The following is a 21,583-nucleotide window of genomic DNA, read 5'->3' as shown; positions in this document are numbered from 1 at the left end:
CGCCCGGGCAGCTACGTGATCCTCAAGTACGTGCGCCCGGTCATCAAGCGCCGCGACACGCAGACGATCCACTGCCCGGCGGCCCCCGCCGGGGTGATCGACGGTAGCCGCGCCGACGTGAGCTTCCTGGTCGGTCTGCTGCTCGACAAGTTCGCCTGGCACCTGCCGCTCTACCGCCAGCATCAGCGCCTGGCGGACGCCGGCATCACGGTCAGCCGGGCCTGGCTCACGCAACTGGCTGCGCAGGCCGCAGCCTTGCTCGTGCCGATCTACGAGGCGCAGCTCGCATCGATCCGCGCCAGCCGCGTCAAGGCCATGGACGAGACGCCGATCAAGGCCGGCCGTGCCGGCCCGGGCAAGATGAAGGCCTGCTACTTCTGGCCGGTCTATGGCGAGTTGCCCGAGATCTGCTTCCCGTTCTTCGAGAGCCGCGCGCACAGCAACGTCGAGAAGGTGCTCGGGCTCAAACCGGTCGACGGCGGGGTCTTGGTCTCGGACGGCTATGGCGCCTACGAGACCTACGCGAGCAAGACCGGGCTCACGCACGCGCAGTGCTGGACGCACTGCCGGCGCGAATTCATCAACGCCGAAGCGGCCGAGCCCGAACTGGCGGCCAAGGCGCTCGAGTTCATCGGTGCGCTCTACGCGGTCGAAGCGAAGATCCGCGACGACAAGCTCAAGGGCGAGGCCAAGCGCGAGTACCGGCTCGATCACGCGCGGCCGATCGTGGCGGCCTTCTTCACGTGGGTACAGGAACGCCTGGAGGCGCAAGGACTGCTGCCCAGCAGCCCGCTGACCAAGGCGCTGATCTACGCGCACAAGCGACGGGCGGCACTGGAAGTGTTCCTGGCCGACCCGGATGTGCCGATCGATACCAACCATCTCGAACGGGCGCTACGGCCAATTCCGCTGGGTCGAAAAAATTGGATGTTCAGCTGGACCGAGCTCGGCGCCCAGCATGTCGGCGTCGTCCAGAGCCTGATTGCGACCTGTCGGCTGCATGAGCTCGATCCGTACGACTATCTTGTCGACGTACTGCAGCGCGTCGGCCAACATCCGGCCGCCGATGTCGCACAGCTCACGCCCAGGCTGTGGAAGCAGCACTGCGGGAACGCGCCGTTGCGCTCGGATATCTCAAGGCGCGCTGCGTAGCAACGACGCCGCTGGGTGAGCGCTTACTTTGCGCTGGTGGGCAAGGCATTGTGGCTGCGGGCCACCGACGCCGTGGTCACCGTCTATCACGACTTCAAGCCGGTCGCCACGCATGCCCGCGCACGGCGCCCCGGCGAGCGGCGCACCGTCTCGGATCATCTGCCGCCGGCCGCCCAGCGCTTCTTCGCGCACGACCGCAGCTGGTGTCTGCAGCAGGCCCGTGAGATCGGAGACGCCTGCGTGCAGCTGATCGGGCAGCTGCTCTCAGACCGCATCAGCGAGCGCCTGCGGGCTGCTCAGGGCGTTCTCGCGCTCAAGGGCCAGTACGGCGCCGCACGCCTCGAGGCGGCCTGCGAGCGGGCCATCACCCACGACAGCCCGCACTACCGCTCCGTCAAGACCATCCTCGCAGGTGAGCACGATCACCCCCGAGCCCTATGCGGGCCGGGCCCGCTTCGCGCGCGCCACCGCGTCGCTGTTCGAAGACGACGGTCCCACGTTTCACTGACCCGGGCGCACAACGCGCCCACTTCATCCAAGGAGCCACACCCCATGAACACTGCCACCCAACTGGCACCGCAGCTCAAGCAGTTGCGCCTCTCCGGCATCCTCGATTCGCTCGACGCTCCCAAATACTCAGGACGTAGCGCACTGCGGATGTCGTCAAGCCATCGCCCACTCGAACTCAGAGACGGTTGCACTCTCGTGCGTACTGTCAACGCACAGCACTCGGGCTAGCCGTTTCGTGCCCCTCTCCGCCCCCCCCTGCCCAGCGATCGACATGACCGCCCTCGACTGCATCGTGCCTACTCCGCAAACACCGATTGGCGCTCAGGACTGCCCCGATCTTCGTGGTACCTGACGCAAACCTCCTCAACGATCAGACGGATATCCCACGCCATTGTGGAGCCATCACTGGCGGAAAGGCACCCTCCTCACCCCCGTGTACTTTCTATTCCCAGACATAAAATAAAAAGCGCCCACAAGGGGCGCGATACCAAGAACGGTGTTCCAGCTCTGGCTATTAATCCACAGTCAATGCGACATCAATACCAGCATCCCGATACAACTCTTTGGCAAGCCACCCATAACCGAAATACTCCTTCACTTGCTCAACAGTGTCGCAAACCTTACCATCGTAGCTATCGCTTTCGCCCTGCCAACAGGTCCTATCCACCCGCTGACACACGAAATTAACCGCAGCCGTTTCGTAAAGAGAAAGCTCTGAATGGCGTCCAACTTGGCCACTGTACTCACCAACCCTTGCCCTATCAGAATAACTCCTGACCTTCGCACGGATTTTCCCGAAAAACCGAAGGTCAGGTGCATTATCAACTTCGACCACAAACAACTCCATCTCGTCGTCCGCTGATGCACCGATGTGGACCACCTTCTTTTCAAGCGCAACACCCTCTGCAACGAGGTCATTCTGAGCAGTCTTTTGATTCATGTTCAAGCTCCAATAAAGTCACACGTGATTGCGTGACGGAGCAAACTATAGAGAAGTCCGTTATACAAGTCTCTGAGTTGTGAAATGAGATTTACAAATCACTGACTTGATATTTCATCCCTCAGACGTCTCGAGTAATGCCTTCATCAGCGGGAAAGTCTATTTTTTGGCGCTTGGGTTGAGCCATAACTTGCTCCACCAGAAAATCGTGCGCTCTCCAGTACAATCGCTCAAGCCTCTGACTTCCTCCGGTACGCTATACTCCCGCCTCATCATTCGGCTCACCAACGCCCTCTAAGAAATTACTTCGTAACGCCATACCCTGGGCGAATCGATGCGCTAATTCACACGCACGCTAACACAGCCCTCCAATGAGAACTCTGAGCGCAGCTCATCGCCTTCAATCACACGAAGATCATAGTCGCCGTATTCGATCAACTGGATTACCAGAAAGTAGTGCAAGAATCCTTGCAAACCCACTCAATAAAACAATAAATCGAATATACAAAATCTGCTCTTATATTCTGACCATCCCATTTATTATCTTATAACCGCTCAGCCTCTTTAGCCGCGTATTTTATCACACTGGTCACTGTCCCGTAAGATATATCCAAATGATGACTTATCATAACATTATGCAAGAAGGTTAAATCAACAGGCTTTCCTCTCAACTCCTCAATCTCTTTCTTTAAACCCTCTACCACCGTGTACGCGCTTGTGAGCTTCTTCTTTTCACCGCCTTTGCTTTGCGGCGTTTGCTTGACCGGGCTTTTATCAGGAACAGAAATTACAACTGGAATATTATTTAATAGCTTTTCGATATCATCGAATTTTACAAACAAGTCCCCGCGCCTGAAAATTAACACACTAGGCTCATAATCCTCTACGAAACCGTCTTCCCCCTCTTGATACGTTTCAGAAACCCCCTCTTCGGCACCGAGCTTCCTCCAAGTCAAACCATTTTTCCCATTAAATGACATGAATTCCTGGAATTCACGTGTCGGATGAGTCGTTTCCCAAAACACCCCCTTCTCATCCGGATCGACACAAATTCCGCCAGCCCAATAGGCGTCATCTTGCTTAAGCAGTTGAGCAACATCTGCAGCACCAAGCCGAATAAATGTAAAGTACCTTTTTTCAGGAAATGGTGATAAAACCTCAACAAACATCTCTCCCGGCTTGTTTGCATCAGCTGTACTTTTTTGGGCTGTTACATAACGCCAATCGTTTAGCAATGTATAAAGTTGCAGACTACCCTCTGCGGCAAGGATAAGCAATGTATCCGGATCGACACCTAAGCGCTCTGCTGCCATCTTTAAACGCTGATATTTTGTCTTAACCATAACTCATATTCCCTATAAAACACCGATAAGACACACATACAAAGCAAAAACTTTTATATTTTTTACTAAAAGTATTTTAGTCACCTTTTATGAACAACCTAAATATAATATTAATTTAAGCGCAATCCACTCATTACATAAAGCCGTTATTTCCTGATTAACTCGCACACAGCAGAAAATCTACCTAAATGAATGAGAGCCCACTTCTGAGCGGCACATAGAATTTCGATCTAGTAGAAAGCGCCAAACTAAGAATGCAAGCCAAGATACTGAGCTAAACACCCCTTCTCCAAACGCGGCTCCGACGATCCTACGGATCTCTCTGGCGAAGTTGTGAGCGGAACGCTGTACCGACGGGCTCGACCTTCTGCGCGCCCATCAAGTTTGACTATGCATCGCTATTTTTTGGCGGTCGGGCTCACCATCTTCACGGGCCACTTGAAGTTTTTCTATCGAGGTCGTGATGGACCCCGGTGAGGCGCGGAGGGTGACAACATGCCCCATCTATTCGCGGAGAACGCAGCTTAACCCTGATACCCGGCCCTAAGCTGTGACATAGGTCATCGGAGCCCAGGATCTCGGAAACTACGAGCAGGCAGACTCGGACAAGTAAAGACTTGGCTGTTCGTGCAAATCCCGCTTCAGCTCTACCAGAAGGCAGATAAGACGGCCGATGCCCCTGGCACGACCAATTTTAAGGGGGATGGGATAGAGGCCGAACTCGGCAGGCTGGCCATCACGGCCAAGTCGAGCAAGTTGGCGATCTCCTGCACTTAGCCCAACAGGAGCCCATTGCGCAGGAGGAGTTCAAGGCAGCCTAGTTTGCTGAGCACACCTGCCCATGGACGGCGCCGATGAGCCCATCCGCATCTCTGCCCAACCGCAAGCCGTCCTCACCACACCTCGGCGATGCATTTTTCTGCCGTGTGGACGTCTGGATCCAAGAAAGCCCGATCTCAACCATCGAAACCCATGCGATCACTGAGGTGCTGATGCGGCTGACGGTCATCACAAACCCCGGCTTCACGCTGACGGATATCCTCGAGTTTTCCCCTGAGGGCCTCGGCAGAAAATCGGCTTTCCGGGCACCCAGGCGCCACGAGCTCGGCGCCAGTTGCGCTGTTCTCGGATCGCCCCGAACTTCCGCTTAAGGTGATCGACGAGTGCAGCCTCGTTGGGCAGCATCCGATGTTCGTGCACGTAGCTCCATCGGTCGCGATACAGCGCCTGCGCTAGTTCGGGCGTGATCATCGGAGTATCGCGCTGGTCCCACATGATGAAGTGGAGTTCGGGAAAGCGGGCCGGTCGGATCATGCCGGCCAGCAGGTCGTCCATCCGAAGAGCTCTTACGGCCTTGACCACAATTTTCTCCTCGTATGCGACAGGTGGGGCCGAAAGTCGCTCTCACCTTTCATCTCAAGTAAACCAACCTACCGCAGGCGATCTGAGGCCGGCCGTCCTTTCCTTGTGGTGAGCGCTACCCACGTGGAGAATAGGTTTTGCTCAGATCGGCCGGCGAAAATAGGCCTGACTGCAGGTGCTGCGGTCATTGACGATGAACAGTCAGCCCAGCTCACACGGCATCCCGAGTGATCAACGGGCGAGACGGCAGGCTGGAGGTGTCTTTGGCGATATTGTGAGCCAGTTTCCAGGCCTCGAATTTCGCAACGAGTCGCCGATTTCCAAGCGCACGGGCCACCTCAATAACGGTGCGCTCTCCGTCGACGAGCCTCGCCCAGTCTTCGAACCCATCCGGAACATCTGCGCCGACACCGAGAAGCACGCGAAGCGTCGTGACTCCGAACTCATTCGCGAGATCCCATTGCTCGAACCCTGCCGGCAGCAATCCATGCATGGCTGCAAAATGGGCAAGCGGGCTCCCCTGCGCGTCCCGCAGTCCCCAGTCTGAGAAGTCACGCGGAAGAGTCCGCGCGGTCAGATGAAGCAGCGCTTCGTTATAGGTCACCAGTCGCCCTCCCAGCTAGAAGTCGATTGCTGTTGTCGAACCAGCAACACCTCTGCAACCCAAGACCTTCGGTATCCGCTGCGTACGACGCCTCATCTCAATCGTTTCTGCGGTGTCAGCGTGCACACGACCGACAGACTCCAGGAACAGCACGGAGATCTTCACGACGACGGCCTCTTCCAGAACGCCGAGGTCATCGCCATCATCCCCTCAAGCCTCTGGTCGGCATTCGCTGCATCGAACTGCAGGCCGTCAAACCCACGGACCGCGTTCACACGAAATTCAGTCGCCTGCTTCACGCAGAAGTCATCCGCAACTTCGTTCAACAGATCGAGGATCCAAAGCTCGGCCCCCTCCTCCGTCGTTCCAGGCACCCTTCGCTCTACCGAGGCTGGCCTGGTGGAATCGAAGCGCCAGATCGTCGTCATGCGATTGCGCTCGGCCTCAGTCCGACCTCCGTGGCGAAGGCACCGCACCTGAACCGTGTTGTCCTGTACGTCCATCAACCCTGCCTCCCCGCATACCTCGCAGATCCTCCCCGAGATCTCCTCAGCCATCTGAACCAAGCCGTCGATGAAATCGTCCTTCGAAGCGAGGTAGCAACGGAGAGAGCCGTTTTCTCCTTCACCTGGCGGGCTCTTGGAAGGGGGATCCCTACGCTCATGCAGTGCCTGGTGATCTCATCGAACAGGGCATCGAGTAGATCCAGCCAACCATCGTCGCACTGGATGCCGTCGGCCAGGCTGGCGAGGACTCCGGATGCCGGGCGAGCAGGTCATCTTGAATGAGATCGTTCAAGCGCTCGTCCTCCTCCAGAAGGCTGCGGCCATGTCCATGATCCCCTGCGTCTCTTCATCGACGCCCTCCGCATCGAAGAGCATGCTGCCATCTTCAATCCGGACCTCTTTGACCTTAACGTCCGCGCCCTTTCTCGACTCGCAGTAGCTGATGAGCGCAACGTTCAAGACGTCCAAAAGGGTGATCGACTCTCCATCCTTCGTATATGCCGGAACGCGGCGCTCGTAGGGCGGGCGATCCTTGATCGTCTTTGTAACGCTGCCCACCGCATTCCTCGAGCCAGCAGCCCCAGCCTTGATACGGCTGTGGTCCGGACAACGGACCTCCAGACAGCCCGCTTCGAAACCCATCAGCCTTGCCGGCCCGCCGCAAACCTCACAGGTCGAGTCAGTAATGCTCTCAGCCATCCAGATCAACCCATCAATGTAGGGCGTCGTGACGTCCATGTAGACCCGGAGGTTGCCAAATTTCTCTTTGATCTGAACCGCCTTCGGTGATGGAAATAGAACCCCTTCGCAGTATTGAGTGATTTTCTCAAACAAGACATCGAGGATCGGATACCAACCGGGGCCACACTCGATGCCGAACGCCATGCAGCTATCTCTTACTGATGCATAGCGATCCTGAAAGATCAGAGGAAACTTCTCGACAAGATCGCCTTCAGTAATCTTCTGCATCGGAGTGTCCCAAGGTAGCATTGATCATCGCACCGTTAATTCTGGAAAACCCCTTGATTTTTCGATTCAATAGGTAGAGCCCCAGAATAATCTTTTTCAAGGGCATCGATAAAGCTGCCGCCATTTTTGAGCCGACAGCTTGCCGGTCGAGCAACTACTCGGTCACAAACCCGATCCTCGCGCCCTTCTTCGATCCTCCGGCGATCTCGAAAAGAGCATCTACACGGCCAAGTCCATCCCGGATCGCCGCCCCGAGGGTAAAACGCAAGCGCCGGCTGGCCTCACGCGGCGAAATCCGCTCACTAGCCATCTTCTCCAAGACCGCCCGACTCAGTTCCGGCGCACTCGGGTGCCCTTCACAATGGGCGAGCCATTGCCGCCGATAGATCTCGGCCAACTCGCTAGCAGTTGGCGGCTTGATCTCAACGATCTCGAACCGACTCTTGATCGGCTTCGACAGGGCCCCGAGCTCATTTGCCGTAGCCAGCTTCCACAACGCAGATGCGTCAAAGGCGATGTCCACGGCCTGGTCTTCGAAACGCTTGGCCGTCCGGGGGTCAAGGAGGTCAAGCAGCGAGCTCTCCGTGCTGTACCTCGAGTCACCGCTCATCTTGTCGATCTCATCGAGCAGCAACACGCCGTTTGCGAAGTCGCCCGAGGCCAAAAGCTTCCAAACCTGGCCCGGGGAACTGTTCGACCAGTGGGTGGAGGTTCCCACAACCTGAAAACCGCCCTGCGCCGCACCGAGCGGGATGGATGCCATGTTGACCCCAACAGCCTCAGCCAGCGCCTCGACAAAGAGCGTTTTCCCGACGCCTGGAGCGCCGACCATCAACAACGGCTCTACCACCAGTCCGTGCTCAAGGTCGGAACTGACAGCGACGAGCGCCTCAATTGCATCTACCACACGCACGAAGTTCGGAAAACGTTCCCGAAGCGAATCCAGGCGCTGGGGAAATTGGCGAACAGCGCGGCGCCCCCGATGCCTGCGCATCAGCTTCTCCCAGCCTTGTAGCTGTTCGCGGCGCTCCCGATCACTTTTGCCACGCATCTCGATGACGCCCGAAAACGCGACGAGGTCGAAGATCTGACGCATAGGCCCGGTAAGGGCGTCACTTTGCAACGGCGCGCCCTCCCCGTCCCCAACCGCTTCCACATCCCCGGTACCCCGACGCCCCTTGTCCTCCAGTTCCTTCTTCTCGGCCTGGCGCGCCTTGCCCTTCTCTTCGGCGATCCGCCGCGCCGCTTCTCGCGGAAGAAGGATCGATTGACCACGCTCGTTGAAAAACTTCGTAGGGACATAGCCCCCATCATCTCTTGCCCTGGTCTCAAACATTGTCCACGCTCCGATTAGAATACTGCTCTATCGGGCCTTCAATACGTGAGTGAAAATCGAAGTCATGACGAAGAGGATCGCAATTACAAACCGGGCGAACGAGAGAGAGAAAGGAGGGCGAAAAGGAGGTTGACAACCGAACTGCCACCGGAGAGGCAGGATACCTATTTACTCGAACAAGAAAATTCTTTCGGCTTGTAAAAATCATACATTTATTCATCTTTAACAAGCCCCTTGTTCCTGATTCTGATGGATTCTCGCGACCAGCCCATCGAGATCACTGACACTGAAGTCAATCTTCTTTTCTTCAAGCGCGAGTCTGTATCCAGTCCTATTTTCTACGTGCTCTTCAATCTTCAGTCCATCCAAGCGGGTATGTGCAGAAAACCCGTCATGCTGAACAAGGACGATCTCATCACTGTAGAGCTCAAGTGCGCTCTTAACGCCAAGAGCTTCAACACCCTGCACAAGATGCGCAATCGCGCGCATCGGCTTGCTTTTATCGAACTCAATGGCCTTCCCCATAGCATTAGGGAGTCGCCAGTTAGCTGTACGCGGTGGGTCATTCAAAATGATCTCGCACCCCCTACCGATGTCTCTGACCAAGTCTTTGAAAAACGGTACTGCAAACAATCGCGCAGCGGCGTCTTGCCCGATCTCCCTCGAAATCGCATTCTTGTAGCAAAGCGTTGTAGATGTTCCGTACATGACTGCGATCAAACACTGCTTGGCCTGCTCGACTGAGATTGAAGCTTGTTGAGCAATGATCTGCTGGAGCTCTGCCTTTCTGCTGAGGTAGTCATGAATAGCTTCAGTCCTGTAGCCATTCCTCTCGCTCATCTGGGCAAAGATAGTGAAGTGACAGTGAGAAAAGTCGTAATCCCAGTGCCCATCCAAGGCTGCCCGTTTCACAATTCTCGGGGCATTCTGAAGACTCAGTCCTCGTGTATAAAGACGACCGCTTTCGGCTTCGACATAGAGATGCGGCATGGAACCATGCCGTGTCGACAGGGATGTCGAGAGACGGATTGCACAGGCGACCGAAAGGAGGAGCCGCCTAATTGTCTCGCGGCATTTACCTGACCACTCATCGCAACACGAACGAAGTTTTTCGTTCAAACCTGCTTTTAAGGCCTCGAGCATATCTACCCGAACCGGAACGCAGCTCAGAGAACTCCCGCAAGGCCATTCCGTAGCCTTAGATCCACGCATATCAGTAGATGCAACTGCCGCACGGAGCTTTTTGACCGCCCGAAGTGAACCTGTAACCAGGTAGGATGGCGACGAAAACGGGTCCAAGAGGTAGCTATCCAGAACGTTCTGGAAATGAGGAAGCAATCGATACCCCTCAGTGGCACCGTCCTCATAAAGCCAGTTTGTTGTTAGATCGAAGATCTGCAACCGCTCGTTGATTCGGGAGAAATCCGCTCGACCGAACCACTTTTCAAGCTCCGCGTAATGGAACCTGTGAGAATCCCCGAAAATGCAATGCCGACGCCCCTTTGAAGCGCTACACCACACCATATCGGCCAACGCCCACTGCTGATGTCGGTTCAGCTTCGCGTATCCAGGCACGTTTGCGCGAAGATGATCGATAAAATCCGCAGACAAGAAACCGTGCCGCGTGCTCATGATGGCCTCCCGTCCCGCTGCCAGACGGAGCGCGGATGGATAGCCCTGACGACAACAAATTTCTTAAAGACTACATTCCTTCTTTCGATGTAAAACAAACTCTCCTCCTCGACAGAATGGAGAGATCCTAAATAATAATAAAAAATAACGCAAGGCTTTTTTCAATCCTTTAACGCCTTTTTTAAAACCTAGACAGATTCTGGAGTTTAATCTCCGCCAGACCAAGTTTCCTAAAGCTCTCGACGACCGACCATCTGGCGACGGCTCTCACCGAGGACTGCCCCCGAACGGCGCTCGACTGCTGCCGTAAGGACCGCAAGCTCTATTTGTAGTGACTCGAGTTCAGCACCTGCGGTAGACAAGAAATGGGAAGCCTCACCGAGAACCTCGACTTCCCTCTTGCACTGCTCATCATTCGTGTGCTCGGCTGCACGACCATCGACGCCCCGACCGGACATGAATCCACCTCATCGCTCGATGGAAAGCAGTGACGGTCCCAAACAGAGATTGTTCTTCGCCCCTCACAGACACGCCAACAACCTCATTGGCCAGCCAAACGCCTTCCCTGCCATTCACCAAAATTCCGGCAGTCGCAACTTAGAAGTCCCACAGATGGCCAGATGGAGAGCAGTTCGTGAGGACCAAACGAGTCGTGGTGACATTGTGGTGAGGGCCACGACGCGGATGAACGAATCAAGGAGTGAAACGAGTAGTCATTAGCAAGGCTCCAACGGGCCGACGATTAAGGCACCTCGTCAGCCGCGCTTTGTAACGATAAGACAGGGCGCCTCGACGCTCAACACGCCCCCCCGAACTTGGCGAAAGAGGTAGCGCGATCACTACAGTCCCTCAGAGACGAAAGTTAGTCCCTGACCTGCTGCTTTCATCAAAGACAGTCCGACTTCTGAAGAGCTCGTGGCGAAGCCCCTGCATGATCATCAACGCGCACGCTTTACCCCTACTCCGCCGCCTTTCAAAAACAAGTCATAATTCTATAAAAAAAGACAATTTTCTATAAAATTAATATACTATGCACATAATCACACCTTTGACTTTTTATGGCCTTCTATACCATTTCTTTCAGCGCAGATACCATTCTAAAGCTGTTACACCGATCCCGAATCAGCACAATCTCTGCTTCAAAAATTCCCGACACACGTTCAAACCAGGCTGATCCGGGAGTCTGGCTTGTGATCAATCCCGCGAGAAACGTAAACTCGCTCGGGGACCAGCGACCAGATTTCTCAGTTTACATTATTGATGGTACCCACAGCTGCGAGGATCAAACAGCAGTTCTTCCACTTCAAAGCCAATCAGCAAACTGGATGGATCTCCTTCATCAGCTTTCAACGCTTCATAAAGGGGAGCCATGCATGTACTCCTTGGCTCCTGAGGATCTTTCCAGATGCCTCGCTGGAAAGAAAAACTTCCTGATGATCGATATTTTCTCGGATCACATCGAGTTTTGCGGGGTTGAGCCCTACGGCATCTAAAAGCACGCGAATCCATGCTCGAAGATCTAAGGTGATATTAGAAACCGCTATCTCGCGCAATTGCGGACTTGCAAGGGGAAATACAAGCCGCCTTACTCGCTTTGCCGACCATCCATTTTTTATCCCGGCGGTCCACCTCGATGGCGTCCGCAAGCCTTGCGGCTTGATAAGCGGCGTAACGCGTGGCGTACTCACTCCCCATGCGACCATGACGCAGTGCCAGGCGAGCAACTGTTTCTCCGAAGCCGTCTCGTAGGTGCCAGGCTGAGAAGCGTTCGGGCAGCTTTCCAGCAAACGCAGCTGCGTGAGCGACAGTTGACAGGTCAGCGGCTCTCAGCTCCCAGCGATCGAAGTCTTTAGGCAACCGACCCGCGTATGCCGCAGAGTGAGCGACCGTATTGCCGTAATCATTCATCAATTCCCATAGGCAGAAGCCTTTCGGGAGACGCCCAGTCTTCGCTGCGACATGCGCAACAGACTCATAAAAGACTCCCTTCAGCTCCCAGCGGTCGAAACTGGACGGCAGCGGACCGCGCGGCGGATAGCATGGAACCCGTTGTCCAGAAGAGGGAAGCTGCAACCGCTGGATCCTTGCCGCCGAATCCGTTGACGATTCGGCAGTCAAGAATTCCCTCGACATACTCAGCATCATGCGCCAGCCTGAGTTGCGCCTCGGTCAATGGCTGGGGTGCAACGAGGCTGATCGGAAATGGCATCGTCTGCCACCGCTCGACCACCCTGCGCGGCTTCGCCGCGCTGGGCGAAAACGATGCCGGCTGTGACACCTGCCGGGCATCGTAGAAAACGGGTATGGTTTCCTTCATGACTGCCGATCGGAATGGAGACGGCGCAATCATACGGAGGGTGGTGTCTCACCGAGTGCGACACCCTGTTTTGGCGCAGATTGACAACGAGAGGATTCCATGAGCCAGGCGGAGCGTATCGCCAGAATTCACTTCCTTCTGAAATCAACGGGAATCGTTACGCTGGCTCAACTCAAGGCCGATTTCGAAGTATCGCGTGCGACAGTCATGCGCGACATCGAGCTCATGCGCGACAGGCTTGGCGCCCCAATCGAATACGATGCCGAACTGAACGCATATAAGTACGCCAAAAGCGCGGGCAGAACGTTGCATTATCGCCCGGAGCGTTTCAATGTCCCGGGGATGTGGCTCGATAGCGAAGAAGCCTATGCGCTGCTTACCGTATTGAATGTCATCGCGAAGATCGATCCTGGAGGCTGGATGCCCTATGTTGGCCCGCTGCGCAGGGTGCTGAAGCATGCTCTTTGCGAGGAAAGCTTCAACATGAAAGGGTTTCACAAGAAGATCGGCGTCGAGTTGCCGAACCTGCGTCAGGGCAAGTCGGGCGTAATGGCGAAGATGATGCGAGCACTGGTGAACGAGTTCGAGGCAATCCTGGTGTGGCAGGGTGATGACGAAGTGCTCAACAGTGCTTCCTGCTCGCTGCAACGTTTCGTGTTGACCAGCAATGGTTGGGCGGCCGAGTTTGTCGTTGGGGAAGATCAGGCGCGGCAGCGAGTGCCGCTGATACGTTTTTCAGACTGTACGCTGACGAATCGATCTGCCCGGCTTCTTCCCGGATCTTCCAGCGACATTTGGAGCGATCTCGATGCGCTCAGGAACATTCAAGTGCGTGTTTGATTGCCCTTCAGGGTGGGAAGGGAACTCGTCTATCACGTGCTGCACTGTGTCGTCATCCCCGAAGGGCTTGATAGCGCAGTAGGCCATCAAGCCCTTCGGTTTGAGGAGGCTGGTCAGGAAGCCCCTTTAGAGCGAGGCGGGTCGCGGGCGGGCGCGGAGTGCTCCCTGATGCCGGCAACGGCGATGTTTCCATGACTTTCGTTTTTGTACTTGGGTAGCACGAGGCCCTGCCGCGCGCGCGCTCAGTCAGAACTAGCTTGAGTCCCCTCGTCCTTGCAGATGGAGGGGCGTCGAGTGAAACGGACCGAACGGACGAAGCTCAGCGCTTGACGCGTGCGCGCTCGACGATGATGTCAGCCTGCGCCTGGGTCACGCCCGGACCGAGCGTGCCGAACATGGCGCCCCAGCTATTGACGCCACCGCCGAGCCGGGTCTTCATGAAAACGTCGATCACCTCGGGCGTCGAGTGGCGCAACAGTTCGGCGCCTTGCAGCGAGCGGGCAATCGCTTCGGATGCCGGGCGGGCAAAGAACTCATCCTCCACCATGGCGTCGAGCACTGGCCCCATCGCATTCACGTAGGCATCGAAGCGCGCATCCTGCCTCCGTACGTCGGCCAGTTCAGCGAACAGGGCTTCGCGGCAGTTCGCATTCTTGCGGATCGCGCGGCGCACGTCCATGCACATCATGTTGGCCGTGCCTTCCCACACGCTGTTGAGCGGCGCTTCGCGGTACAGGCGGGCCATCGGGCCGTCTTCGACGAAGCCGTTGCCGCCGTGGCACTGCAGGGCCTCGTTGGCAATCGCCACCGCGCGCGAGCAGTTGAAGTATTTCGCCATCGGCGTGGTGACGCGGGCGAAAGCCTTTTCCTGCGGGTTCGAGTCGATGTAGTCGGTCGCCTTGGCGATGCGCAGCGCCATCAGGGTGGCGGCCTCGACTTCCACCGCCATGTCGGCCAGCACGTTGGCCATCATGGGGCGCCTGGCCAGGCTGGAGCCGAAGCCATTGCGGGTGGTGGCGTGGTTCAGTGCCAGCGTCAGCATCTGGCGCATCAGGCCGGCCGAACCGATGGCGAAATCCAGGCGGGTGAGGTGCGAGTGGGAGATGATCTCGCGGATTCCGGCACCTTCCTCACCCACGCGGATCGCTAGCGTGCCGCTGTACTCCACCTCGCTGCTGGCGTTGGAACGGTTGCCGGCCTTGTCCTTGAGGCGCTGGATGAAAAAGCGGTTGTGGCTGCCGTCGGGCAGCGTGCGTGGCAGGAAAAAGCAGGTGACGCCCCCATTGACCTTCGCCAGCGTGAAGAAACCGTCGGACTGCGGCACTGAGCAGAACCACTTGTGCCCGGTCAACGCGTACCAATGGGCGTTAGCGCCGTGATAGTCGGCGGTGTGTGAGAACACCGCCGTGGTTTGCGTTTCACGCAGATCCGAGCCGCCCTGTTTTTCGGTCATGGCATACCCGATCACCACCGAAGGCTTGTCGCCCACTTCGCGGCGGCTGTTCTCATAGACCGTGCCCAGACACTTTTCGGCCCAGATCTTCAGCGCCGGCTCGTGACTGAAGCCGGCGTAGGACGCGTAGGCCATCCCGGTCGGGCAGCCGGTGCCCTGCTCTACCTGGTTCCACAGGTAGGAGAGCACCGCGCGAGCATAGTGCGGATGCTTCTCCGTGCTCGTCCACGACAGGGTCGGCACCTCGTGCTTCCAGGCGAGCGACATCAGCGCGTGCCAGGCGGGGTGGAGCTCGACCCAATCGATGCGATTGCCGAAACGGTCGTGAGTCTTCAGCTCCGGGGCATTGCGGTTGGCCTGGCGGGCGAGCTCCTGCACCGCGTCGTCGCCCGCCAGCTGGCCAATGGCAGCGCAGCGGAAAGCCGCCCACGGTGCTTCGCGCTCGATGGCGGCCTTGAGCACGGTGTCGTCGTCGAAAGCGTTGAAGCCGGTCGGCATCGCCGCCTGATTGTTGACGACGTGGGTCGAGTAGCGGTCGGCGCTCGTCTTGAGGACGCTCTGTGCGGGGATGGGGGCGTTCATGCGTGTCTCCTCTGGTTCGTGTCGAGTGAAGCGATCTTGTTGGGATAGGCCGTGACTGCCGCACAGCAAACGTCGGCAATCTGGCCCGCGAGTGCATGGACGGCTGCCGGCCCTTCGCTGCCCGAGCGGTCGAAATCGGCGTTGAGCGGTGAAAGGGGGCCGATGAGGCTTTCCATAAAACCGCCCACGATTACCGTCGCCGCGATGCTGGGGTCCAAATCGGCACGGAAGTCACCCGAGGCCTGGCCGGCCTTGACGATGCGCATGATCTGTTTGCTGATCGCGTGGCGATACACCAGTCGCGCCTCATCGATCTCGCGATCGCAGGGCTCGGCGATCAGGGCGTAGGCCAGGCGCCGATTGCGCATCGCGCGCTCGACGAAGGCTGAGACCGCGACATGGAGGGTCTGGGACGGCGCTTCGGGGTTGTTCACGATGCCCTCCAGCACATCGACCTCGCGCTGGGACACCACCGACAGCACCTCTACACAGAGGTCCGCCTTGGAAGGGAAGTAGCGGTAAACCGAGCCCGTCGCGATGCCGGCGGCGGCGGCGACGTGGCTAATCTGCGCCTCGCTCCATCCTCCCTCGGAGACCAGTCGGCGGGCGGCGTCCAGGATGCGTTGGCGGTTATCGGCGAGGCGTGCCTCGACGCGTTCGGTCTTGCGATAGGCCACAATGAAATGAACTTTAATTCAGTTAGTGAACCGTAGTTCAGTTCTTTTGGATGTGCAAGCCCCTCGCAAGGTGTTCGCATGTACTCAGATGCGTGATACCGGGAGGCGCGCAAGGAGTGCGTCCATGTAGCGCTCGAAGAGCCTGTCCGGGTTCTGCCTGAAGAGGCGGATCCGTCCAGTGTTGTTCAGCACGAGCACGCCGACGATGTGCGCGAACACGGCGGTGGTCTCGCCTACGGCCTCGTCGATACGCAGGCCCAATGCCGTGAGCTGAAGCTCGACCGGTCGCAGGGCCGCCATCAACTGTTCGTTGAGCGTCTGGTTCAGCCCGGGCGTCAGCCCCCGGGGCTTGACCCCATTGAACAGGTAGAAGCCGAGGTCAAGCTCCTTCGGGTTGTCGCGGTAGAACGTGTAGAAGGCGCGGGCCTTGGCCCGCAATAGGTCAGCGGGCGCGTCTGAGCTCGCGTCGGCTGAAGCGACGACCGCGTTCAGGCGTTGCAGGGATTCGCCCAGCAGGGCGCCGTAGATCTCTTCCAGATTGGCGAAGTAGCTGTAGATGGCGCCGGGGGTATAGCCCGCCCGTTTGGCGATCTCACGCAGGCTCGCGCCATCGAGCCCCAACTCGAAGAACGCAGCCCGCGCGGCATCGAGGATGAGTGTGCGGCGCGCCTCGTTGAGGGCGCGCTCGCGGCGCGCTCGCGGTTCGCCTGACGTCGTGCGGGCGCCGGTCCCGTCGTTATGGGCAATCGTTGACTTGGGCATGAGGCCAATTCTAGACTGACCTCAGAATTGAACACTGTTCAATTCGAAAAACACATCACCAGAGAGGAGTCGCCATGTCAGCCACGCTCACCAGCGGTTTGATGGACGGTCAGGAGTATCGGGAGTCCCTGAGAAAGTACAAACCCACCGTCTATGTCGATGGACAACGGATCGAGTCCGTCGCCGATGCGCCTTCTCTGCAACCCGGGATCAACGCCCTGGCGGTCACCTACGACTTCGCGCACGACCCGGCGCTGGCGCCGCTGATGCTCGCGAAGCAGTCGGTGTCGGGCAAGACGGTCAACCGGATGCTGCACATTAACGAATCGGCCGGCGACTTGCTCAACAAGCTCGAAGCGATCCGCGTGCTGTGCCAGGAGACGGGCTGCGCGCAGCGTTACCTCGCGCACGACGCCCTCAACGGCATCGGCCAGGCCATGGCCAAGCTGGACGACGCCAAGGGTTCGACGGAGTACCGCGCCAGGTTCGCCTCCTATCTCCAGCGCGTCCAGGATGAGGATCTGACACTGGGCATCGCGATGACCGACGCCAAGGGCGACCGCAGCAAGCGCCCCAGCCAGCAGCTGAACCAGGACGTCTATGTTCATGTGGTTGAGCGCAACACCAAGGGCATCGTGATCACTGGCACCAAGGCCATCGTTACCGGCGCACCATACGTGCATGAGTTCCTGGTCATGCCTTCGCGAAACATGCGCGCCGACGACAAGGATTTCGCGCTGTGCTGTGCCGTGCCAGTCGATGCGCCGGGGGTGACCATCGTCGCCCGGCCGGCCGGACGTCCCGGCGAGAAGCCAGAGCACGGCGCACCGCTCTTCTCACGCAAGTATGGCCAATCGACCGGCGTGGTGATCTTCGACAAGGTCTTCGTGCCGTGGGAGCGGGTGTTCCTCGCCGGGGAATGGGAGTTCTCGGGGGACGTCACCTACAACTACGCGACCCACCACCGCCACAGTTGCATCGCTGCGCGCGCCGGCTTCGGCGATCTGCTGATCGGCGCCGGAGCGCTGATGTGCGAAGCGAACGGCCTCGATCCGGACAAGAAGGCCAACCTGCGCGACCCAATGGTCGAGTTGATCAAGATCACCGAGGGTTTCTACGCCTGCGGCGTGGCGGCGAGCGTCTATGCGGTGCAGGACCCGCACTCAAGAAGCTTCATGCCCGAGCCGGTGTATTCGAACATCGGCAAGCTGCTGCTCTCGACCCAGATCTACGACATGCACCGGCTCGCGCACGAAGTCTCTGGCGGCCTGATCGTCGCCTTGCCCGGCCCCGACGAGGACCACAACCCGGCGACCGCTGCCACGCTTGCCGAAGTGCTGCGCGCCAACCCGAGCGTTCCCTACGACAAGCGGATCGAGGTGTCACGCTTCATCGAGGATCTCACCGCCTCCTACCAGGGGGGCTGGTACTCGCTGATAAGCCTGCACGGCGGCGGCTCGCCGACTGCGCTGAAGCAGGAGATCTGGCGCCACTACCCGGTCGGCAACAAGGTCGAGCTGGTCGAGCGTCTGCTGGATCGCGGCGTGCTGGCTGACGACACGCGGGCGATCAGCAAGAACAAGCAGCCTGGGCGCTGTTGTGACGCCGGGTGCAGTCAGCCGGGCCAGACCTTCATGGTCGATCTGCCGAAAGTGAGCAAACCCATGTGATCGATGCTGCCGCTTCAAAGCTTGAAAGCCGATGGGCGGCAGCGACCATTCTTGTCGCCACCATCACGAAATCGAGTCCGCGACAGGGATTTTTCCCGCGCTGCCAATCGGTCGCTCGAGAGCTTTTGGTGAGGAGGGCACGAAGGCACCACGTCTGCGCCTTTCGACATTGGCTGCATAGACTGGACTTCAGCACCCTTCTCGTGGGACAGAACGGCGAGCAACTACCTTGAGTTCGCCGTCATACAGTCTTGAGCAGGTACGCCGTCTTCAATGCGATCGCGTCATCGAGCGCATGATGTCGCCGCAGCCCCTTCGACTCGAAGGCGAGCTCGACCGCAGGGCTATCGAACTCCAGGAACCGCTGATCGAGGGCCTCTGGCCACAGGTTCATTCGGTTTGTAAAAAGGCTCATGAAGGCTGGCTCGTCGTGCCAGAGGCTGTCCGTGTAGATCATCGCGGGACGGCCGAGAGCGTGGATCCAGGATCTGACGGTCCACCTGATCATAGAATCGGTCGCTCGCCCCTCCAGAGGGCCCAGGAGCGGCAGGACCGCCTCGCGTACAAAGCCTGAGCAGTCTTCGATCGTCCAGCCCTCTGAGCGCTCGAGGTACAGCGCCTCGCCGGTTTCGGCAACGAGCGCAAACGAAATCAGCCGAGGGTTGTTGAAGGACGTGAACTCGGTATCAAGAAACAGACGGGCGACACTCATTTGTAGGCTCCACCGGCCAGCATATCGGTTCCGAGAGCAAGATCCCAGAGCTCTCCCGATCGGGCCATCCGGTCGTACCTCGTAGCACCCTGAGGCGTGGCTCCTCAGACTCACGAAAGAGGCCCTGCAAGCGGCACGCAGCGCGCCAACGCATGAAGAAAGAAGGGAACGACAACTACACGGTCCGCCAGCCGCGCAGCTGGGTTGAACACCCCAGAGCGAACAAGCGAGCGATTGTGGACATTCTGGGCAGACTCCGAACCAAGAATGCGCCACTGCTCTTGATCATCGAATGAGACTGCACGGATTCTCACACCCCGACGGACAAGCCGTCTTCAAACGACGCACATAGAGCCCCGCTGGAGCGAAGCACATCGAAGGGAGATCTCGTGAGGCAATGCTCGTCGATATGCCCACGGGCAGCAGGCGACCGGGATGGAAGCCGGCGCGCATCGAGATCGGTTGCTCACCGTGAGATTTTGGTTGCGACCATGCAACAACGCAGAGCGCTGGCGGCCAAACCCAACCTCTTCTTGCTGGGATGTGGGCGGCACGAACAATAAAAAAGCCGGCACGCTGGCCGGCTTTCCATGCTGTCTGGTGGGCGATACTGGGATCGAACCAGTGACTTCCACCGTGTGAAGGTGGCACTCTACCGCTGAGTTAATCGCCCTGTTCTGAAAACCTGTTTCCGTATGTTTTCCGTACGATCTTTTCCGGAGAGAGCCAAGTCATTGATTTACTTGGTGGGCGGTACTGGGATCGAACCAGTGACCCCTGCCGTGTGAAGGCAGTGCTCTACCGCTGAGCTAACCGCCCCGCCGGAAAAGAGGGCGCATTCTAGAAGGCGGCGGGGGCAACGTCAAGCTCGGCTCCCGCCTCCGCTCGTTCCAGATCGATCAATTGCGGTTGGCGAGGGTTACGAAGTCATGCTTTTCCATCATCCACGACACCGCGAAACCAGCGACCAGCCCCCAGAACGCCGCGCCAATGTTGAGCACCGCGATGTCGGCGACCGTGACGAGCATGCTCACCAGCGCGCCCAGGGTGAACTTGCCGGCAAAGGACGCGATGAATGCGCCCTGCAGGACGCGCAACATTGCCAGGCCGCCGAGCACCATGATGAAGGCCTCGGGTGCGGCCAGCATCAGACCGGTGAATGTGGGCGCCATCAAGCCGAACAGCACGCCGAAAGTCCCGAAGACGAGCGCTGCGGTGTACTGGCGCTCGCGCTCTCCGGATGAAGTGAGCAGCGCGTTGGTAGGCCCCGTCAGGCAACTGCATACCGCGCCCACCGCAGCGCTGAAGGCCGCGCCGATGCCCGACACCACCGCGATCGTATTGACCGGCGCCTCGTGACCCGCAGCCTTGAGCACCGCCACGCCCTGCCCGTTCTGCACCACGAGCACGGTGATCGCAAGCGGCACGACCAGCTCGAAAAGCGCACCTGCCGACCACACCGGCGCCTGCAGCACCGGCTGGGCAAAGGTGAACTGGCCCAGCGCACCGGCATCGACGCGGCCAAGTACTGCGATTGCCAGCGCACCGACGAGCAAAGCGCCGATCACCGGCGGAATACGCCTGCCGATTGCCGGGTAAGCCGACAGCAACAGAAACACGATGACCATGGGCGCAGCGATGGCGACATCCTCGTGCAGCGCGCGCACCAGATCGAGCCCGAAGCGCAGAAACACGCCGGCCACCATGCCCATGACGATCGGCATCGGCAACGCCTGCATGAAGCGCTTGACCCAGCCGCTCGCGCCCATGATCACGATCAGCAGACTGGTCGCGTAGAAGGCGCCGATCACCTCGGCAAAGCTCAGATGCTGGAGCGCAGGCCCGACCAGGACGGTGCCCGGAATGGTCCATGCAAAGCCGAGCGGCATGCGGTAGCGCCAGCTCATCGCGATGGTGATGAGGCCGTTCACAAAGAACACGCCAAACACCCACGACGCGAGTTCGGCCTGCGACAGCCCACCCCGCGTCCCCACGGCGAGGATGATCGCGACCGGCCCGGTGGCCGAAAAGATGAATCCGATCAGACCGTTGGCGAAATAGCCCAGGCCCGAGTCGGAAAAGATGCGCCCGAGCCCCGGAGCTTGGGCGGTGGGACGTTCAAGGTTTGCAAGCATGAAAAGGCCACGGTGGATGATTCGATGCGGCACGGTCATGCCGCGCTCAATTATTGTTGTTTGTGCCTGATGGATAAATAC

At 58.4% G+C, this 21,583-nt stretch carries 19 protein-coding genes and 2 tRNA genes; 5 read left to right on the top strand and 16 right to left on the bottom strand.

The genetic code is table 11. The features are described 5' to 3' along the window. Together tnpC and RBT54_RS06465 are read left to right on the top strand one after the other, a co-directional pair. The coding region (gene tnpC, locus RBT54_RS06470; RefSeq protein WP_320365326.1) for an IS66 family transposase at positions 1 to 1,152 on the top strand (1,152 nt) is incomplete at its 5' end. A 15-nt stretch (positions 1,153 to 1,167) separates the two neighbouring features. Next, complete coding sequence (locus RBT54_RS06465) at positions 1,168 to 1,890, top strand: hypothetical protein (protein WP_320365323.1); 723 nt, start codon at positions 1,168 to 1,170, stop codon at positions 1,888 to 1,890. Between the two features lie 286 nt (positions 1,891 to 2,176). Here the strand turns inward: RBT54_RS06465 and RBT54_RS06460 are convergent, their stop codons facing one another. The 8 genes from RBT54_RS06460 to RBT54_RS06425 all read right to left on the bottom strand — a co-directional run bounded on the left by RBT54_RS06460 (position 2,177) and on the right by RBT54_RS06425 (position 10,354). Beyond that, the gene (locus tag RBT54_RS06460; RefSeq protein WP_320365322.1) at positions 2,177 to 2,602 is read right to left on the bottom strand and encodes a hypothetical protein; all 426 of its coding nucleotides are present in this window, start codon (positions 2,600 to 2,602) and stop codon (positions 2,177 to 2,179) included. A 545-nt stretch (positions 2,603 to 3,147) separates the two neighbouring features. After that, entirely contained in the window at positions 3,148 to 3,945 is a 798-nt protein-coding gene (locus tag RBT54_RS06455) for a hypothetical protein (protein ID WP_320365320.1), read from the bottom strand. Positions 3,946 to 4,968: 1,023 nt separating this feature from the next. Then, a complete protein-coding gene (locus RBT54_RS06450) occupies positions 4,969 to 5,280 on the bottom strand; it encodes a hypothetical protein (RefSeq protein ID WP_320365318.1) in 312 nt (103 codons plus the stop codon). Positions 5,281 to 5,518: 238 nt separating this feature from the next. After that, entirely contained in the window at positions 5,519 to 5,911 is a 393-nt protein-coding gene (locus tag RBT54_RS06445; protein WP_320365316.1) for a hypothetical protein, read from the bottom strand. 161 nt (positions 5,912 to 6,072) lie between these two features. Continuing rightward, positions 6,073 to 6,339, bottom strand: coding sequence for a hypothetical protein (locus RBT54_RS06440; protein WP_320365314.1), 267 nt, complete (start codon positions 6,337 to 6,339; stop codon positions 6,073 to 6,075). Positions 6,340 to 6,705: 366 nt separating this feature from the next. Further along, positions 6,706 to 7,386, bottom strand: coding sequence for a hypothetical protein (locus tag RBT54_RS06435; RefSeq protein WP_320365312.1), 681 nt, complete (start codon positions 7,384 to 7,386; stop codon positions 6,706 to 6,708). 154 nt (positions 7,387 to 7,540) lie between these two features. Beyond that, entirely contained in the window at positions 7,541 to 8,722 is a 1,182-nt protein-coding gene (locus RBT54_RS06430) for an AAA family ATPase (RefSeq protein ID WP_320365310.1), read from the bottom strand. Between the two features lie 222 nt (positions 8,723 to 8,944). Next, entirely contained in the window at positions 8,945 to 10,354 is a 1,410-nt protein-coding gene (locus tag RBT54_RS06425; RefSeq protein WP_320365308.1) for a hypothetical protein, read from the bottom strand. 365 nt (positions 10,355 to 10,719) lie between these two features. Here RBT54_RS06425 and RBT54_RS06420 point away from each other — a divergent pair, with 365 nt between their 5' ends. Beyond that, positions 10,720 to 10,845 (top strand): hypothetical protein, encoded by a 126-nt coding sequence (locus tag RBT54_RS06420; RefSeq protein ID WP_320365306.1) that lies wholly within the window; start codon positions 10,720 to 10,722, stop codon positions 10,843 to 10,845. Between the two features lie 1,481 nt (positions 10,846 to 12,326). On the opposite strand, the gene RBT54_RS06415 is transcribed toward RBT54_RS06420, so the two are convergent. Continuing rightward, the gene (locus RBT54_RS06415) at positions 12,327 to 12,671 is read right to left on the bottom strand and encodes a hypothetical protein (RefSeq protein ID WP_320365304.1); all 345 of its coding nucleotides are present in this window, start codon (positions 12,669 to 12,671) and stop codon (positions 12,327 to 12,329) included. A 99-nt stretch (positions 12,672 to 12,770) separates the two neighbouring features. Here RBT54_RS06415 and RBT54_RS06410 point away from each other — a divergent pair, with 99 nt between their 5' ends. Then, positions 12,771 to 13,511, top strand: a complete 741-nt coding sequence (locus RBT54_RS06410) for a helix-turn-helix transcriptional regulator (RefSeq protein ID WP_320365302.1) — start codon at positions 12,771 to 12,773, stop codon at positions 13,509 to 13,511. 319 nt (positions 13,512 to 13,830) lie between these two features. Here RBT54_RS06410 and RBT54_RS06405 read toward each other — a convergent pair whose 3' ends face one another. The 3 genes from RBT54_RS06405 to RBT54_RS06395 form a co-directional block, all read right to left on the bottom strand. Then, complete coding sequence (locus RBT54_RS06405; protein ID WP_320365300.1) at positions 13,831 to 15,546, bottom strand: acyl-CoA dehydrogenase family protein; 1,716 nt, start codon at positions 15,544 to 15,546, stop codon at positions 13,831 to 13,833. Next, positions 15,543 to 16,223, bottom strand: a complete 681-nt coding sequence (locus RBT54_RS06400; protein WP_320365298.1) for a TetR/AcrR family transcriptional regulator — start codon at positions 16,221 to 16,223, stop codon at positions 15,543 to 15,545. The genes RBT54_RS06405 and RBT54_RS06400 overlap by 4 nt, the downstream gene beginning before the upstream one ends. An 84-nt stretch (positions 16,224 to 16,307) precedes the next feature. Next, a complete protein-coding gene (locus RBT54_RS06395; protein ID WP_320365296.1) occupies positions 16,308 to 16,985 on the bottom strand; it encodes a TetR/AcrR family transcriptional regulator in 678 nt (225 codons plus the stop codon). Positions 16,986 to 17,059: 74 nt separating this feature from the next. On the opposite strand from RBT54_RS06395, the gene RBT54_RS06390 reads away from it, so the two are divergent. Then, positions 17,060 to 18,655, top strand: a complete 1,596-nt coding sequence (locus RBT54_RS06390; RefSeq protein WP_320365294.1) for a 4-hydroxyphenylacetate 3-hydroxylase family protein — start codon at positions 17,060 to 17,062, stop codon at positions 18,653 to 18,655. A 241-nt stretch (positions 18,656 to 18,896) separates the two neighbouring features. On the opposite strand, the gene RBT54_RS06385 is transcribed toward RBT54_RS06390, so the two are convergent. The 4 genes from RBT54_RS06385 to RBT54_RS06370 form a co-directional block, all read right to left on the bottom strand. Further along, a complete protein-coding gene (locus RBT54_RS06385) occupies positions 18,897 to 19,367 on the bottom strand; it encodes a hypothetical protein (RefSeq protein ID WP_320365292.1) in 471 nt (156 codons plus the stop codon). A 598-nt stretch (positions 19,368 to 19,965) separates the two neighbouring features. Next, positions 19,966 to 20,040: transfer RNA gene (locus tag RBT54_RS06380), tRNA-Val, on the bottom strand. Between the two features lie 71 nt (positions 20,041 to 20,111). Next, a tRNA-Val gene (locus RBT54_RS06375) sits at positions 20,112 to 20,186 on the bottom strand. A gap of 80 nt (positions 20,187 to 20,266) precedes the next feature. Then, on the bottom strand, positions 20,267 to 21,502 hold the full coding sequence (locus RBT54_RS06370) for a benzoate/H(+) symporter BenE family transporter (RefSeq protein ID WP_320365290.1): 1,236 nt from the start codon (positions 21,500 to 21,502) through the stop codon (positions 20,267 to 20,269). Positions 21,503 to 21,583 lie beyond the last annotated feature (81 nt).

Source organism: Thauera sp. (genome assembly GCF_034003485.1).
Taxonomy (GTDB): Bacteria; Pseudomonadota; Gammaproteobacteria; order Burkholderiales; family Rhodocyclaceae; genus Thauera.
Note: the sequence above shows the minus strand (reverse complement) of the source record. Positions and strands in the feature narration are given on the sequence as shown.